The organism is Exiguobacterium sp. ERU653, from assembly GCF_018617775.1.
Classification (GTDB): domain Bacteria; phylum Bacillota; class Bacilli; order Exiguobacteriales; family Exiguobacteriaceae; genus Exiguobacterium; species Exiguobacterium marinum.
Genome location: NZ_JACSKV010000003.1, coordinates 44,751 through 60,701 on the forward strand (window position 1 = coordinate 44,751; position 15,951 = coordinate 60,701).

Annotated in this window: 16 protein-coding genes; 11 read left to right on the forward strand and 5 right to left on the reverse strand. The window is 47.3% G+C overall.

What is annotated here, in order from left to right:
- Positions 1-25: 25 nt before the first annotated feature.
- The 6 genes from KNO95_RS11700 to menC are packed head-to-tail and all read left to right on the forward strand — an operon-like array spanning position 26 to position 7,135.
- Positions 26-1,393 (forward strand): isochorismate synthase, encoded by a 1,368-nt coding sequence (locus KNO95_RS11700; RefSeq protein WP_214703945.1) that lies wholly within the window; start codon positions 26-28, stop codon positions 1,391-1,393.
- Between the two features lie 14 nt (positions 1,394-1,407).
- Positions 1,408-3,057: a 2-succinyl-5-enolpyruvyl-6-hydroxy-3-cyclohexene-1-carboxylic-acid synthase gene (menD, locus tag KNO95_RS11705; RefSeq protein WP_214703943.1), complete on the forward strand. Its 1,650-nt coding sequence runs from the start codon at positions 1,408-1,410 to the stop codon at positions 3,055-3,057.
- Positions 3,054-3,833, forward strand: a complete 780-nt coding sequence (locus KNO95_RS11710; protein WP_214703940.1) for an alpha/beta fold hydrolase — start codon at positions 3,054-3,056, stop codon at positions 3,831-3,833. The genes menD and KNO95_RS11710 overlap by 4 nt, the downstream gene beginning before the upstream one ends.
- Before the next feature lies 1 nt (position 3,834).
- The gene (gene menB, locus KNO95_RS11715) at positions 3,835-4,659 is read left to right on the forward strand and encodes a 1,4-dihydroxy-2-naphthoyl-CoA synthase (protein WP_026826750.1); all 825 of its coding nucleotides are present in this window, start codon (positions 3,835-3,837) and stop codon (positions 4,657-4,659) included.
- A gap of 50 nt (positions 4,660-4,709) precedes the next feature.
- Positions 4,710-6,068, forward strand: a complete 1,359-nt coding sequence (gene menE, locus KNO95_RS11720) for an o-succinylbenzoate--CoA ligase (protein WP_214879079.1) — start codon at positions 4,710-4,712, stop codon at positions 6,066-6,068.
- The gene (gene menC / locus KNO95_RS11725; protein WP_214701137.1) at positions 6,065-7,135 is read left to right on the forward strand and encodes an o-succinylbenzoate synthase; all 1,071 of its coding nucleotides are present in this window, start codon (positions 6,065-6,067) and stop codon (positions 7,133-7,135) included. Before menE ends, menC begins: the two co-directional genes overlap by 4 nt.
- 89 nt (positions 7,136-7,224) lie before the next feature.
- Here the strand turns inward: menC and map are convergent, their stop codons facing one another.
- From map to KNO95_RS11750, 5 genes are all read right to left on the reverse strand, one after another.
- Positions 7,225-7,974: a type I methionyl aminopeptidase gene (gene map / locus KNO95_RS11730; protein WP_214703936.1), complete on the reverse strand. Its 750-nt coding sequence runs from the start codon at positions 7,972-7,974 to the stop codon at positions 7,225-7,227.
- Between the two features lie 15 nt (positions 7,975-7,989).
- Entirely contained in the window at positions 7,990-9,174 is a 1,185-nt protein-coding gene (locus tag KNO95_RS11735; protein ID WP_026826754.1) for an EAL-associated domain-containing protein, read from the reverse strand.
- A 40-nt stretch (positions 9,175-9,214) separates the two neighbouring features.
- A complete protein-coding gene (locus tag KNO95_RS11740) occupies positions 9,215-9,466 on the reverse strand; it encodes a hypothetical protein (protein ID WP_026826755.1) in 252 nt (83 codons plus the stop codon).
- Between the two features lie 100 nt (positions 9,467-9,566).
- Positions 9,567-11,078 carry a degradosome RNA helicase CshA gene (gene cshA, locus KNO95_RS11745; protein WP_251125183.1) on the reverse strand — a complete coding sequence of 504 codons (1,512 nt, stop codon included), beginning with the start codon at positions 11,076-11,078 and terminating at the stop codon, positions 9,567-9,569.
- Positions 11,079-11,247: 169 nt separating this feature from the next.
- The gene (locus KNO95_RS11750) at positions 11,248-12,099 is read right to left on the reverse strand and encodes a CvfB family protein (protein ID WP_026826757.1); all 852 of its coding nucleotides are present in this window, start codon (positions 12,097-12,099) and stop codon (positions 11,248-11,250) included.
- 290 nt (positions 12,100-12,389) lie between these two features.
- Between KNO95_RS11750 and KNO95_RS11755 the strand changes: the two genes are divergently transcribed.
- The 5 genes from KNO95_RS11755 to KNO95_RS11775 all read left to right on the forward strand — a co-directional run bounded on the left by KNO95_RS11755 (position 12,390) and on the right by KNO95_RS11775 (position 15,938).
- Positions 12,390-12,542, forward strand: a complete 153-nt coding sequence (locus tag KNO95_RS11755; RefSeq protein ID WP_167330583.1) for a hypothetical protein — start codon at positions 12,390-12,392, stop codon at positions 12,540-12,542.
- A gap of 130 nt (positions 12,543-12,672) precedes the next feature.
- Positions 12,673-12,915 (forward strand): hypothetical protein, encoded by a 243-nt coding sequence (locus KNO95_RS11760; RefSeq protein WP_214703935.1) that lies wholly within the window; start codon positions 12,673-12,675, stop codon positions 12,913-12,915.
- 87 nt (positions 12,916-13,002) lie between these two features.
- Positions 13,003-13,263, forward strand: coding sequence for a hypothetical protein (locus KNO95_RS11765; protein ID WP_026826759.1), 261 nt, complete (start codon positions 13,003-13,005; stop codon positions 13,261-13,263).
- Between the two features lie 78 nt (positions 13,264-13,341).
- Positions 13,342-14,043: a lysophospholipid acyltransferase family protein gene (locus KNO95_RS11770; protein ID WP_214701130.1), complete on the forward strand. Its 702-nt coding sequence runs from the start codon at positions 13,342-13,344 to the stop codon at positions 14,041-14,043.
- Positions 14,040-15,938: an ABC-F family ATP-binding cassette domain-containing protein gene (locus KNO95_RS11775; RefSeq protein WP_214879081.1), complete on the forward strand. Its 1,899-nt coding sequence runs from the start codon at positions 14,040-14,042 to the stop codon at positions 15,936-15,938. Before KNO95_RS11770 ends, KNO95_RS11775 begins: the two co-directional genes overlap by 4 nt.
- Positions 15,939-15,951 lie beyond the last annotated feature (13 nt).

A 15,951-nucleotide genomic window follows, 5' to 3' on the forward strand; every position in this document is an offset into this window, starting at 1 on the left:
ATCGGATTGAGGAGGCTTTTCTTTTATGCCAGATACTCAAACACATATAAAACAACGAATTGAACAAGCCCATAAACGGGCGCGAGCTTGGCAACGTCCAGTCCTCGCTTCATACACCTGGGAAATTACAGCGTTCGATGCTTTTGAAATCATTCAGAACACCGATACGTCCCACTACTATTTCATGACACCGGACCGCACGCTTGAGATGCTCGGTTGCGGAGATGCGCTTGTCTTAAGTGCTTCTGGACCAGAACGGTTTCAACGCTTGCAGTACGATTGGAGTTTACACCGACGAGACGTTGATGCCAAAATCTATGCATTCGCCGGATTTTCATTTGACACATTCATGCGTCCACAAAAAAGTATGTGGGATGCCTTTGGGGAGGCATCTCTCGTCGTTCCAAAATTTTTATACCGTCGTTATAAAAACCGATATACGTTGACAGTCGCCACCCTCGTTTCTTCAAAGCAGTCGGTTGAACAGTACTTGATTCAGTTGGCGGATCAGTTGGCCCAGTTCAGTTCACTTCATCCGACAAAGGAAGCGACACCGTCCTATTCGAAAGTGAAGGATGGCATCGATCACTTCAAGTCGAGTTTTCAACAGGCGAAACAGTTGATTGAAGAAGAACTGGTCGAAAAAATCGTGATCGCGCGCGAAGAAATCTATCAGCGTTCCGACGATGCGTTCCCATTCAGTAAAAGCTTGAAGCATTTGGCAGACCATCAAGAATCAAGTTATATCTACTTATACCAACCAAAACGTGACATCGGTTTCTTTGGCGCGACACCCGAACGACTAATACAAAAAGAAGGTATGCAACTGCATACTGCGGCCATCGCTGGCACAATCAAGCGTCCTGACACAGAAATTGAAAGCGACCTCGCGAAGGAACAGTTGCTGAACGATCCAAAAAATCGCGAAGAACATCAAATTGTCGTAAAAGATATAAAACAAGCACTGACACCGTACACCGCACCAATTCAAACGAACGAAACTCCACAAATTTTGGCGAATCGCTCGGTGTTCCACTTGCATACTCCAATCCAGGTGACACTTGAAACTAACGCCTCATTGCTGTCGTTAGCGGAATCATTACACCCAACGCCAGCACTTGGTGGCTCACCGAAGCGGACATCGGTCCGATTGCTTCGTGAAATTGAACGGTTCGACCGCGGATGGTATGGTTCTCCATTTGGTTGGATTGACAACGAAGGTGATGGCGAATTTGTCGTCGCGATTCGTTCAGCACTCGTTCAGCATCAATTCGTCGCACTCTATGCAGGATGCGGCATCGTCAAAGACTCTGTGCTCGAGCAAGAGCTCGAAGAAACTGAAATGAAAATGAGTCCAATCAAACAAGCTCTGCAGTTTGATTCGCACGATTAAGGAGGCACCCCTACATGAATAAGATGTTGACCGATTGGGTAGCATCCATGGTGAATCGACTTGTAGAATCCGGCGTGACGGATGTCGTCATCAGTCCTGGCTCTCGTTCGACTCCACTCGCGATGGCGGCTTATCTACATCCACATATCCGTCATCATATTATCGTCGACGAGCGTTCTGCCGGATTTTTTGCGCTCGGATTGACACGTTCCACAGCAACCATTCGTCCCGTCGCACTGATCTGCACGAGTGGGACTGCTGCGACAAACTACTACTCGGCTGTGACGGAAGCGTTCATATCACAGTTGCCACTCGTCGTACTGACGACCGACCGACCACATGAATTGCGGAATGTCGGGGCACCACAAGCAATCAATCAAGTCCGGCTCTACGGGGAACAAGTGAAGACGAGCGTTGATTTGCCCGTTCCTGAAGAAACAACGTTATCGTTCATGCAACAAACGATTACCCGCTTCACGACTCTAGCGATGCAAGCACCGATGGGACCCGTTCATTTGAATGTACCGTTCCGGGAACCTCTTCTTCCAGATCTCGAGTCATTGAAACAGATATTGAAGGCTGATCCTGTCTTGCCAGAACGACAGCGTATTCGGCCGACACAGGCAGACAAAGACATTTTCTCAGAACGGACGAGTCACAAACAGCTTGCCTTCGTCGTCGGACCTTACACACCAACATCTTGGCAGAAACCCATTGTTGAATTTGCTTCCGAACGACAAATCCCGATCTTCGCCGATCCTCTCAGCGGCATGCGGCGTTTCGACGACGTCTTGACCAACTATGACACGTGGCTCGCAAGTGAGCATCGAGCCGATTGGCTGCCTGAGGTGTTCGTCCGTTTCGGGGCTGCACCTGTTTCAAAGCGATTCAATCAATGGATGGGCATGGCGGACCAACTCGTCATCGATGAGCCAGGGTCTTATCGCGACCCAAGTAGCCGTGCTACCATCTGTTACGGCGACGCACTCGATTTTCTACCGCTCATCGCATCCGCAAACGAACCTCGGTATCTTGAGCGTTTACGCTTTTTTGAAGAGATTGCCGAGTCTGCAAAATCGTCACTTCAAGGTGAAGCGGCATTGACGAAACGATTGCTCGATACATCGATAGAGCGTCTATTCGTCAGTAACAGCATGCCGATTCGAGATGTGGATACAACACTTTCTGCCGGCACGAACAAACACGTTCTCGCCAACCGAGGCGCAAACGGGATTGATGGTGTGTTATCCAGTGCACTCGGAAACAGCTATGATACGTCTCACGGCGCTCTATTGATTGGTGATTTAGCGTTCTATCATGATAGCAATGCCTTGCAACTGTTAAAACATCATCCCGGAAAATTTTCCATTGTGATTGCAAACAATAACGGTGGAGGGATCTTCTCCTTCCTCCCGCAAGCTTCAGTCGACACGCAATTATTCGAAGATTTGTTCGGGACACCGCTCGATTTAAACATCCGTGGCTTCGCTGAGACATATGGCTTGTCCTATCGTCTGATTGAACGACCTGATCAAATTCAAGAGGCAATCGAAGACGGCATCCACCTGATTGAATTCCCATCGAATCGCGAGGAGAATGTGATGATTCATCGGAGGTGGACTCAATCGGTCTGCGATCGTCTCACTACGGAGAATGAGTCATGAACATCGACTTGCGTGGCGTCCGTTATGAAGTGATTCATCGCGGTGAGGGAAGACCGGTATTATTTTTACATGGATTCACCGGAAACGCCCATTGGGTCGATTCGCTCCCTGCGTTACCGATTCGCCTCGTGTCACCATCGCTCCTTCAACATGGTGCAACTGAATACCCTTCCGTCAATCGTTCGACGATGAGTCAACAAATTAAGGATTTGTCCCACTTACTGGATACGGACGACCGCCCTTGGACAGTCGTTGGCTATTCACTCGGTGGGAGAATCGCATTGACGCTCGCCGCATGTGACAAGCGCGTCGAACATGTCATCGGGATCAGTACGACTCCTGGTCTTTTATCCTCTAAAGAGCGGACCTCACGTCGACGCCAAGACGCAGAATTGGCTCACTTTATCGAAACCGAAGGACTTGTTGCTTTCGTCAAGCGATGGGAGAACCTTCCGCTTTGGAGACAAACAGAAGAGATGAAGCGTTCGCTCAGACAGGACCGACTCGCACAACATCCCGTTGCTCTTGCAGACAGTTTACGGGCCATCGGAACGGGTCATATGCCCTCGTTATGGGGAAAGCTACACCATCTACCACGCACTGACTTGATTGTCGGAGCAGAAGATCTCAAGTTTAAAGCGATTGCACGAAACATCCAGGAAGAACGACCCGATTTTAAAATCTACGAAATTTCAAATGCAGGGCATGCTCCTCATATCGAGAATGCATCAGAGTTTGGTACAATAATAAAGAAATTGATTTTAGGGGGTATTTAAAATGGAATCAGTAGCGAACTGGACATCGGTCCGTACGTATGAAGACATTAAATATGAAACGTGGAACGGAATTGCCAAAATTACGATCAACCGTCCAGAGGTGCGCAACGCGTTCCGTCCGTTGACGGTCAATGAATTGATTGATGCATTCGCACGCGCTCGTGACGATAAAGAAGTCGGCGTCATCATCTTGACAGGTGAAGGCGAAAAGGCATTCTGTTCAGGTGGAGACCAAAAAGTTCGTGGACACGGCGGATACGTCGGAGAAGATGAAATCCCACGCTTGAACGTCCTCGACCTTCAACGCTTGATTCGCGTCATTCCAAAACCGGTCATCGCCATGGTCGCAGGTTTCGCAATTGGCGGAGGACATGTCCTTCACGTCGTCTGTGACTTGACGATTGCAGCGGACAACGCTCGCTTCGGACAAACAGGTCCTAAAGTCGGTTCGTTCGATGCAGGATATGGTTCTGGTTACTTAGCTCGCATCATCGGTCATAAGAAAGCTCGTGAAATCTGGTATCTTTGCCGTCAATATGATGCACAAGAAGCACTCGAGATGGGCCTCGTCAACACGGTCGTCCCACTCGAGCAACTCGAAGCAGAAACAGTCAAATGGTGCCAAGAAATCTTACAACACTCACCGACTGCACTTCGCTTCTTGAAAGCAGCGATGAACGCAGATACAGACGGTCTTGCTGGACTTCAGCAACTCGCTGGAGACGCAACGCTTCTCTACTACACAACAGATGAAGCAAAAGAAGGACGCGACGCGTTCAAAGAAAAACGTGATCCTGACTTCGGTCAATTCCCACGTTTCCCTTAATTTTTTGAGAGAGTAGCGATGTCGCTACTCTTTTTTTGGAGGTGACTGATATGTATGAATGGATTCGTAAACACCCGGCGTCACACCTCGCACTCGTGACGTCTGAAGATCGACTGACGTGGGAATCGTTACGTACCGAGAGCCTTCAACTTGCCCAATTCATCCATGAACAGACATCTACTGCCGAACGGATTGGCATATTCGCTAAAAACAGCAAAGACTATGTCATCGCCATCCACGCGGTGCATCTGCTCGGTAAAGTATTGGTCCCGTTGAATACACGGCTAACCGAGGAGGAAGTACGTATTCAGTTACAAACAGCGAAAGTGGACCTCCTTCTCGTAGACGAAGAAATCGATTTGTCCGTCACCCAACTTCTGATCACACATCGGGCCACTTCATGTTTCACCGTGACACATGAGTGGAAAGGAGATGAAACCATGTCTCTTATGTTCACTTCCGGTACGACGGGGCGGGCTAAAGCGGTAAAGCAGACGTACGGGAATCATCTCGCTAGTGCGCGGGCCGCTGAAGCACATCTGGACTATCGAGCAACAGACCATATGCTCGCGGTGACCCCACTCTTTCACATGAGCGGACTGTCTCAAGTGTATCGGAGTGCTATCATCGGTTCGACGCTCTATGTCGAGCCACGTTTTGATGTCGATCGAACACTTCATATCATCGAGACAGAAGGAATCACCCAACTGTCGCTCGTCTCGATTATGCTGCAGCGACTGCTCGATACCGGCTTAGAGAAACACCAGCTTCGCACATTACTCGTCGGAGGTGGACCAGTCCCTCGCTCATTACTAGAAGAAGCAGAACGACGGCAACTACCAATCGCCCAGACATATGGGATGACGGAGACGTGCTCTCAAGTCGCCACGTTGCTTCCGAGCGAAGCACTCTCGCATATCGGTTCGAGCGGTCAGGCAATCGCCCCAACTAGTATTCGAATCAATGTGGACGGCGAGATTGAGGTAAAAGGTCCGACGGTGACGAGCGGATACTTCGAACAACCTGAATCAGACGTCTGGACATCAGACGGTTACTGGAAAACGGGCGACCTCGGCACGATGAAGGATGGCTATTTATATGTACACGATCGCCGAAGCGACCTCATTCTTTCAGGTGGTGAAAATGTATATCCGGCCGAAATCGAGGCCGTGATGTTACGATGTGCCGGCGTTCAAGATGTCGGAGTCACAAAACAATCGCATCTGACCTGGGGAGAGGTCCCGCTCGCCTTCGTCGTCGGCTCCTATGACCCCGCAGAGATGAAGGCAGTTCTCGATTCCCAGTTAGCTAGATATAAACACCCGATTGCGATTTATCACGCACAGGAACTACCACGAAACGCGAACGGAAAACTAATGCGCCATCGCTTAAAGGAGTTACTGCCATGATTAAACGTGCTGACCTTTCCATTGTTCCCTTGACGTTTAAACACCCAATCGTGACGGCACACGCCGTCTTATCCGTCAGACGAACGCTTATCCTCCGCCTAGAGACCGTAGACGGTATCGTTGGATACGGTGAAGGTGTCGCTTTTGAGACACCTTGGTACACGGAAGAAACAACCCAATCCATGGTGGATACGTCTAAACTCATTCTCGATTTACTGAAAAGGGAGACGGTCACGACGGACGTGTTTCCGAACTTGGTCTCGTCCATCATCGGTCAGCGAATGGCAAAGGCGATGTGGGAAAGTGCACTCTGGGAGATTGAAGCGGCACGCGCGAACAAATCACTCAAGTCATACATGAACGCAGGAGATTCTGTTTCTTGCGGACGAACAATCGGGATTGGCTTACTGAACCAAACGATGAAATCCATTGAGACGGCATTGGCTGACGGATTCGAACGAATCAAATTAAAAGCATCTCCTAATGAACTACTTCCTGCTCTGCGCGAGATTCGTGCGGTCTTCCCCGACGCACCACTCATGATTGACTTGAACGGAAGCGCGTCCGATCAACCGATGGAATGGTTCGAACAACTCGATGCCCATCGGTTATTGATGATCGAGCAGCCATACCCGAGCCGACAGTTCGCGAAATCAGCGGCTCTCCAAGCAAAACTCACGACCCCCATTTGTCTCGACGAGTCCATCACGTCTTATGATGACGTGGAAACGATGACACAGCTCGGTGCGGGAAAAATCGTCAACATTAAACCCGCACGTGTCGGCGGTCTAAGTGAGGCGCTCCACATCCGACAATATGGTGCGCCATACTGGGTCGGCGGAATGTATGAATCCGGTATTGGAAGATATCATACACTCTTGTTCGCTTCGCTAAGCGGCGCGAGCTTCCCCGCAGATATGTCGGGAACGAGTGCCTATTTTGAACAAGATTTGCTCGATACACCACTTGAAGTGGAAAATGGAAAGTTGATTCTCCCAGATTCGGTACAACCGAACTGGGCTGTGATTGAACAGATGCGAGAAGAAACAATTTCATTACAAGCTTGAACTCCCCCCTACGCTTCGCTTAGAAGTGGGAGTATTCTCGCCTAATTTTGATAAAAAAAGGTGTGGTTCGCATGAACCACACCTTTTACTTAACGGAACGATCCCGTTAACACTTCATACCCATCTTCTGTGACAACGACCGTATGCTCGAACTGCGAAACAAGACTCTTGTTCGGCGTAAAGAGCGTCCAGCCGTCCTCTTCCGACTGATAAACAACTTCGTCTTTCGTGGAGATGAACGTCTCTACCGCAATGACTTGCCCAGCTTTTAAGAGTTGATTCTCCTCACGACTGTAGTAGTTCGAAATGGTCTCCGGCTCCCCATGTAACGTCCGACCAAGACCGTGTCCAGCCAAGTTACGGATAACGGTGAACCCGTTCTTTCTCGCATCCGCATAAATCGCCTTACCGATTTGATTGACTTTCACGCCCGCCTTCACTTTACCAAGTCCAGCTTCTAGCGATGTCAATGATACCTCTACCAAACGTTCGTGCTGAGGTGATTTCGCAGTCCCGGCAATGACCGTACGACCTGTATCGGCATAATAGCCATCCTTCACAGCCGAAACGTCAACGTTAACGATATCGCCTTCTTGAATGACCTCTTCCCCAGGAATCCCATGGGCGGCGACGTCATTGAGTGAGATACACGTGTACCCTGGGAACTCATACATCGTAATCGGCGCAGAAGCTGCACCTTCTTCTTCTAAAATCCGTTGCCCAATTGCATCTAATTCTTTTGTCGTCATACCCGGTTCGACTGCTTTTGCCATCTCGTCTCGCGCAAGTGCAACGATTCGACCGATTTCGCGTAATGCATCATAATCATAATCTAACATCTGTTGTTCTTCCTTTCAGTCTAATAATCGATTCTGGTATAAGTAGTCTTCTGACAAGTCAGCGAATAAGAACATGCCATCTGGTAGTGGATAACTGAATGTGCGCGTCACTTCATTCGAACTAAAATCACGATAGTCATCAGATAAATAACCACGTCCTCGAACATCCATCGCAGCCATCGTCTGAATAAAATACGGTCGGAAACTCCAGTTATACCCCCGAAACGTATTGTCAACGCGCCATTCTTCATTTACATAGTAGACGTTCGCACTCGTCTGAAAGCCTGTCTTATCCGTCAAATAATAACGAACAAACACTTCTTCGAGCTTTGGCGCGATGTATTGAATCCATTCATCTTTCTTATCTCGAGACCATTTACCGGATTGAACCAGTTCGCCAATCTGACGGTGCAATTCAAATTCAAGTTCGTATAATCGGTTCAATCGTTTCTGGTCATGTAAAAAGAATGAAGGCACTTCTTGTGCCAACACACCCATTCCTTTAATTTCTAGTTGAGGTCGCTCATCCTCCAACCCAAGCAGACCACCCATATAATAGCGGCCACCATGTTGCCAAGCGTAACGAAGTTGTCCGACATGATTGATCGACTTATACAGGAGTGGCGCACCGAGCTTCGAAGCGATATATTCCATCGTCTGAAGCATGTTCGGATACGTGACCGATAATGTCTTTTTCTCAACCATCGTCCCTAGATCGACAAGTAACAATTCAGGTGCAAGGGTCATAATATCCTCAATACTGGTCGATTCTGCAAAATCTAAAGCAATCTTCAATCCATAAGACCGATAATATTGAATGACGCGCGACAGACGGGGAACATCAACTAAATCTGTTCCTTGAAGCGTCACATAAATGCGATGTAATGGAAAGTTCAATGCACGAAGCGGAGCTAAGAATGTTTCTCCCCCTTCTTCGAGTATCCATTCAGATCGGCATCTGAACGTGACAAACTGCTTGGCGTCACGAAGTTGTTCCGCTGCTAATTGCTCCATTCGTTGAGAGATGTCCAACTGATATTCGAGCGGAACGTCATCATCATAAAAAAACGGTGTTAACGATTCGCCACGAAAGCGACCATGTACCATATATCCTTCCACTTGAAACGTCGCCGCCCCAAGAATTGGTTCATAAGTTACCATTACTTCTTCAGGGTGGACCATCACTTCTACCGCATCCACAACTCATCACCTCTTCGTTAAATGCGAAAACGAGCTACATTCAGCTCGTTCGCGTGTGTACATACATATAGGCACCGAAACAAGCAATAAAATAGACGATACTCATCACGCCATATGCAATGCCCATCTTTCCGCCTACTCCAATGGCTAACACTAGAAAAATCATCGCTCCAAATAACAATGTCGCCACGGGGATATAACGAAAATTAGGACGGTCCGTCTTTGACACGATTGGTTTTAGTGCAAATATACAACCAAGCAGCACAAGGAGACCGAAACTTAATTCCACCATCCGTTGACACCTCATCCTTCCATCTCTACTCAACTAGTGTAGCATGACCCTATAAAAAAAGCCGCAAATCCACTTAAGGAAATGCGGCATTTCATGATGATTAGTCACGTGGACGGCGTGGACCACGGTCATCCGAGCGACGACGATCGTCACCACCACGGTATGATCCTTTACGGTCTCCGCTACGTCCGCCACGACGGTCGCCACCACGGCCACCGCCACCGCCACCACGACGGTCGTTACGACCACGGTATCCACCACGATCGCCACCACGGCCACCTTGGCGCTTCACACGAACTGGTTCAGCGTACGAGATTTCAACTGGTGTTGAATCTGGCTCTTTTGTCAGTCCACGAAGGGCAGCAGCGAGAAGCTCAACTGCTTCGTACTCTTCAAGGAGTTCTGTTGCAAGTTGCGTGTAAGCTTTGAAATCACCCGCTTGCACGCGTTCGATCAACTCTTCAGCTGCTTGCTTTTGATTTCCTTCAAGTACTTCCGCGATCGTCGGTACGTGACGACGGTTCATCTTCTTGTTCGTTACGCGTTCAATCGCCTTCACTTGTCCAAATTCACGTGGTGTGATGAACGTGAGGGCTGTACCTGTTTTACCAGCACGACCAGTACGACCGATACGGTGTACGTAGCTCTCTGGATCTTGTGGCACATCGAAGTTGTAAACGTGCGTTACGCCTGAGATGTCGAGTCCACGTGCTGCGACATCTGTCGCTACCAAGATATCGATTGTTCCATTTTTGAAACGACGAATGACTTGGTCACGTTTTGATTGCGTCAAGTCTCCGTGAAGACCGTCTGCTGTATATCCGCGTTTAATGAGTGCTTCTGTCACTTCATCAACACGTTTCTTCGTACGAGCGAAGATGATGCTAAGTTCTGGCGAGTCGATGTCGATCAAACGGCAAAGCGTATCGAATTTTTGACCTTCGCGCAATTCGAGGAACTGTTGGTTGATGTTCTCAACTGTCATCTCTTTTGCTTTTACTTTGATGATTGTCGGCGACTTCATGAAACGCTCAGCAATCTTCTTGATTTGCGGTGGCATCGTTGCTGAGAAGAGAAGCGTTTGGCGCTCTTCAGGAAGACCTGCCAAAATCGTTTCGATGTCTTCAACGAAGCCCATGTTAAGCATTTCGTCTGCTTCATCCAAGATAACTGTTTGAATGTTATCAAGTTTGATTGTTTTACGTTTCATGTGGTCCATGAGACGTCCTGGTGTTGCAACGACGATTTGTGGATTCTTTTTCAAACCACGGATTTGACGGTCGATTTGCTGACCACCATACACAGGAAGAGCGTAAACGCGCTTCGCTTCTCCGATTTTGTTTAATTCTTCTGCAACTTGAATCGCAAGTTCACGTGTCGGTGCAAGAACGAGTGCTTGGACTTGACGTGCCTTTGAATCGATTCGCTCAATAGTCGGAATCCCGAAAGCTGCTGTTTTCCCTGTACCTGTTTGTGCTTGTCCTAATACGTCCACTCCTGTGAGTGCGACAGGAATTGTCTCAGCTTGGATCGGTGTTGCTTCTTCGAAGCCCATTTTGTGTACACCTTTTACTAATGCTTCACTTAATTGTAAGTCTTGAAATTTTGTCAAATTATATTCTCCTTTGTTCATACAAAAAAACGTCTGAGTTCAGTTCGACAGATCTACAGACGTTTTCTCAATGTTTCCTCATAGTCAACTTTATTAACTATAACGTATTTCTTCCTAAAATGAAAGAAATACATTTTAAAACTTTTACGTCACCCGAACATCAGTTATCTTATTTCAATTTATAGCCGTTGTCGAGTTTTTCAACTCGCTTCTCTTTTAACAATTTTCCGAGCGCCCGTTTAAATGCGGCTTTACTCATGCCGAACTCGCGGTCGATCACGTCTGGTGAGGTTTTATCGCCATATGGCATTTGTCCACCACGTTCCTCGATATAAGAAAGGACACTCGCTGCATCACCGTCAATTGCCTCATAGGCACGCGGCTTCATTGAAACGAGGACCGTTCCGTCTTGTTTGACCTGTGTCACGCGGACCGTTAACTGTTCACCGAGTCGTGGCCAACGTGTCATCTCTGCTTCATGCAAGAAACCGAGTGATTCGCCTTCAACCCATACGTTAACGCCGACTTCACGTTTATTGACGACGACCGCTTGAACGTCTTGGTTGCTCCATTCTTCTTTAGAAGGTCTCGCCAACAAGTTTAAATACGCGTAAGGTGCAGGGTCCCCAAGTAAACGTCCTTTTTGGTCATACTTCAAACGAACACATAATTGATCCCCTGCTTGTGGCCAATAGGAACGGTTCTCCGGTAAGTCATCCATCGAAACGAGAACATCTTTTTGAATTCCAATATTGACGAAGACACCCGTGTTATATCGAACGCCCGTCACCTCAAACCATTCGTACTCATCAAATGAGACCGTCGGAATGGTCATCGTCGATGCGAGACGCCCTTCCGAGTCATGATATAAAAAGACACGAACCGTTTGACCAACCGTCACTTCTTCCGTCTGTTCTTTCCGATGAAGGAGTACCTCTTCGCGTCCGTTACTAATGAATACTCCAAAATCAGCAGAACGTTCCGCGACCAAGTCTACTACTTCTCCTGCGCGCAATGCCATTACACCCACATCCTTTTCTAAGCTATTACTGTCAGTATACCTATCTACACACGTTCCTAATCATATCATGTTCTCTTACAGCATTCAGCCTATTTGTGTCTAAATTGTGAATAAGGAATTGAAAGATAAAATTACGTTGAAATTAGCAGCATGATCCTAATTTATTAAAATTTTGTGACAATTTTGTGAACGGACCTTTTTCTTCTAGTATCCTTATTTTGAAAACGTTATTATATAGGAAGTGTCCAGTTTGAAAATGGTTTCATTTAGTATCGATCGGGGGATAATAAATGTTTGATATACAGTCTCGTTCATTTGCAAAACGATTTACGAAAGGTCTGCTTGTCGCTTTTTTCGCATTATTAGCATCACTCAGTTTTATTTTTTCAAACGGTGTCGATACGAATGTATCGTCATCCACAACTTACATGACGCAAGAGTGAACGCCATTCAGCCACCTGAAGGCGTTTTTTCTTTACATGATATAGACAGGAGTTTCTTTCAAAAGGTCGAATACGAATTAGAAGACCTTGCCTTTTTCTTTCATATCATTTAAGAAAAGGAGATTCCGCTATGATTTTTTATTTTCTCACTTCGATTTTGTCTGTTGTAGGACTTGCCTTCTTATTCCAGACTGAATTGTACAAAGATCCGATCGGAACATTTCTGTTCGCTATCTTAATTGCGATGGCCCTCTCTTCCTTTAAACAACTCTTCATGCAGGCAAATGAGTTCTTCGCGGAAAGACGAAATCAAAAGCGAATCAAACGCGTCGTGGCCAGAATGCATTCAACGACACGAAAACGCTCTACATAACGCTCGTCTTCACTCGCCACATTTGGTATCCTATGGAGGAACAGACAACGTACAATGGATTTATAATCGCAGGAGGCACAAAAACGTATGAATGAAATTCCGTTATCGAATGAATGGCTACTTCGTTATTCACCCGTCATGGAACTTTGGTTAAAGGAAGACGGGATCTTACTTGTCGATGATGACAATCGAATCCGTCTCACTCTTGAAATCGGCAACGACCAAGCCATGCAAATCAAAAGCATTGAGCAAGACGGCGCTTATTTCGTCGTCGATCCTGTGAATAAACGCATTACATTCGAACTCGAGGAAGAGGAAGAAGAGAGCGATTCTCGCTTTTGGGAATAAGGATTCATACCTAAGGGTCGGATTCTCGTCAAGAGAAGAAGACTCTTTCTTGTTGTCATCATGAGAGGAGAAAATAGAATGATTCGAACAGTAGTATGGTTTTTCTCATTTTTTGCAGTGTTACCAATCACCCTTCCATTTTTACAGAGAGCAAAGAAAATCGAACCTCCACAACGTTATCGTTATGTACAAGACATCGCCTATAAGTGGGCTCAGTTCTTGCTAAAAGTTGCGGGTGCCGATATTCGGGTCCATGGACAGGAACTGATTCCAGATGAGCCCGTCGTATATGTATCAAATCACCAAGGAAACTTCGACGTGCCGATCATGTTGACGGCCACGAAACGACCGAAAGCATTCATTTCAAAAATTGAAGTACAAAAATTCCCGATTATTCCGCGTTGGATGGAATTGATGGGCTGCATCTTCATCGACCGAAGTGATCGTCGTCAATCGATTAAGGCGATACGTTCCGGTGTCGAGACGATTCAGTCTGGTCAATCGATGATTGTCTTCCCGGAAGGAACACGTTCAAAAGGCGGTTCGATGAAAGAGTTCAAAGCCGGGAGTTTGACGCTCGCAACATCAAGCGGTGCCAAGGTTGTTCCTGTCGCGATTCAAGGCAGCTACAAACTGCTAGAAGCAAAGAACCGAATTACTCCGGCAACAGTCGACGTTACGTTCCTACCAGCAATCGACCCAGCCGATCTGCCAAACAAAGAAATCGCAGCGACGATTGAAGCAGCCATTCGTCAACAGATTGAAGGAGAGAACGCATGAGTTTATTAATGATTGAAGGCATCCATAAAGAGTTTGCCGATAAAGTACTATTTGATGATGTGACGATGACCATCCACCCTGGAGATCGTATTGGTATCATCGGTGTGAACGGCTCTGGAAAGTCGACGTTTATGAAAATCATCGCCGGTACTGAGACAGCTGATCGGGGAACAATGCAACATCCGAACGATTATCGAATTCGCTATTTGACTCAAACTGTCCAATTCGGCGAAGGTCAAACGATTCTCGACGCCCTGTTCACAAGCGATACCCCGTCTGTGAGAGCGCTGAAACAATTCGAACGTGCCCGTCAAGCACTCGAAGTGGATCCAACGAGCGAGCAGTTACTCGAACGTTTCATGAAAGCTCAACAAGCCGTCGATGCTGCAGATGCTTGGGAAACGGAAGCAAAACTAAAATCAATTTTGAACCGCCTTGGCCTACCTGACTTATCGGTCGATGTAAATGCGCTCTCCGGCGGGCAACAAAAACGAGTCGCTCTCGCCGCAGCATTACTGGATGAGGCCGATTTATTACTTTTAGACGAACCGACGAATGAACTCGATGCCGATACGATTGCGTGGCTCGAGACGATGCTTACCGACTATCGAGGCGCAATCCTTCTCATCACCCACGATCGTTACTTCTTGAATCGTGTCACAAACCATATTTTAGAGATTGCGGACGGAACGAGTTACTTCTATAACGGAAACTATGAACTGTTTCTTGAGAAGCGTGCTGAGCGAAAAGCACGCGCCCAGTCGATGGAACAAAAACGACAAAATATTTTACGCCGTGAGCTCGCTTGGTTACGTCGAGGTGCAAAAGCACGAACGACGAAACAAAAAGCCCGCATTCAACGCGTTGAAGACTTGAAACATCAAGAGAGCTTAGCGGAAGAAGAAGCGCTCGATGTTTCGGTTGGTTCACGTCGCCTCGGTAAAAAAGTCATTGAAGTCGAAGACATGTCTTTCGGATACGACGAATCGTTATTGATTCAACAGTTCAATTGGATTTTTGGTCGCCGTGAACGGTACGGGATTGTCGGACCGAATGGGAGTGGGAAGTCAACGCTCATGAACCTGCTCGCGAAACGTTTGGAACCGACAAGCGGTATAATCGTGCATGGAGAAACGGTTCATCTAGGTTACTACGGTCAACAAGTTGAGTTTGAAGATGAGTCAAGACGTGTCATCGATGAAATCGAGCGAATTGCGAAAGTGATTTATACCCCGGATGGCGAGACCATCACGGCCGGTCAAATGCTCGAGCGTTTCCTTTTCACACCGGACGCACAATATAAACCGATTGCAAAGTTATCCGGTGGCGAGAAACGCCGTCTCGTCCTGTTACGAATTTTGATGGACGAACCGAACGTCTTGTTCCTTGATGAGCCGACGAACGATTTGGATACGGAAACGTTGTCCGTGTTAGAAGACTATTTAGAATCGTTCCCAGGCACTGTCATCGCCGTCAGCCACGACCGTTATTTCTTAGACCGTGTCGCCGCCCAGTTAATTGCATTTGAAGATGGAGCCATCCAAGTGTATCACGCAGAATATAGCGATTATCTGGCCACACGCCAAGAAGAGGTTCGTCAAGTAAAGAAAGAGAAAGAACCGAAAGAGAAGAAAGATCGTCCGAAATCAGAAGTCGTGAAATTCACCTTCAAAGAACAGAAGGAATGGGACACAATCGAGGAAGACATCGCTGCGCTTGAGGAACAGATTGAAGTACAGGAAACGACACTCGCGACAGCGGGTAGCGACCTCGGTCAAGTCAATGAATTGTATGCAATGATTGCAGAACTGAAAGAAGCACTCGATACGAAGATGGAACGCTGGGCGTACCTATCTGAAATCGACGAACAAATACAAGCACAAAAAAAGGGCTGATCTGTTCGTAAGA

Bases quoted from the DNA above. Each gene is read 5' to 3' on its own strand.
- KNO95_RS11775 (WP_214879081.1), top strand. From the start codon at position 14,040: ATGAGTTTATTAATGATTGAAGGCATCCATAAAGAGTTTGCCGATAAA.
- menD (WP_214703943.1), top strand. From the start codon at position 1,408: ATGAATAAGATGTTGACCGATTGGGTAGCATCCATGGTGAATCGACTT.
- menE (WP_214879079.1), top strand. From the start codon at position 4,710: ATGTATGAATGGATTCGTAAACACCCGGCGTCACACCTCGCACTCGTG.
- menB (WP_026826750.1), top strand. From the start codon at position 3,835: ATGGAATCAGTAGCGAACTGGACATCGGTCCGTACGTATGAAGACATT.
- KNO95_RS11755 (WP_167330583.1), top strand. From the start codon at position 12,390: ATGTTTGATATACAGTCTCGTTCATTTGCAAAACGATTTACGAAAGGT.
- KNO95_RS11750 (WP_026826757.1), bottom strand. From the start codon at position 12,099: ATGGCATTGCGCGCAGGAGAAGTAGTAGACTTGGTCGCGGAACGTTCT.
- KNO95_RS11710 (WP_214703940.1), top strand. From the start codon at position 3,054: ATGAACATCGACTTGCGTGGCGTCCGTTATGAAGTGATTCATCGCGGT.
- map (WP_214703936.1), bottom strand. From the start codon at position 7,974: ATGTTAGATTATGATTATGATGCATTACGCGAAATCGGTCGAATCGTT.
- KNO95_RS11760 (WP_214703935.1), top strand. From the start codon at position 12,673: ATGATTTTTTATTTTCTCACTTCGATTTTGTCTGTTGTAGGACTTGCC.
- menC (WP_214701137.1), top strand. From the start codon at position 6,065: ATGATTAAACGTGCTGACCTTTCCATTGTTCCCTTGACGTTTAAACAC.
- KNO95_RS11770 (WP_214701130.1), top strand. From the start codon at position 13,342: ATGATTCGAACAGTAGTATGGTTTTTCTCATTTTTTGCAGTGTTACCA.
- KNO95_RS11740 (WP_026826755.1), bottom strand. From the start codon at position 9,466: ATGGTGGAATTAAGTTTCGGTCTCCTTGTGCTGCTTGGTTGTATATTT.
- KNO95_RS11765 (WP_026826759.1), top strand. From the start codon at position 13,003: ATGAATGAAATTCCGTTATCGAATGAATGGCTACTTCGTTATTCACCC.
- KNO95_RS11700 (WP_214703945.1), top strand. From the start codon at position 26: ATGCCAGATACTCAAACACATATAAAACAACGAATTGAACAAGCCCAT.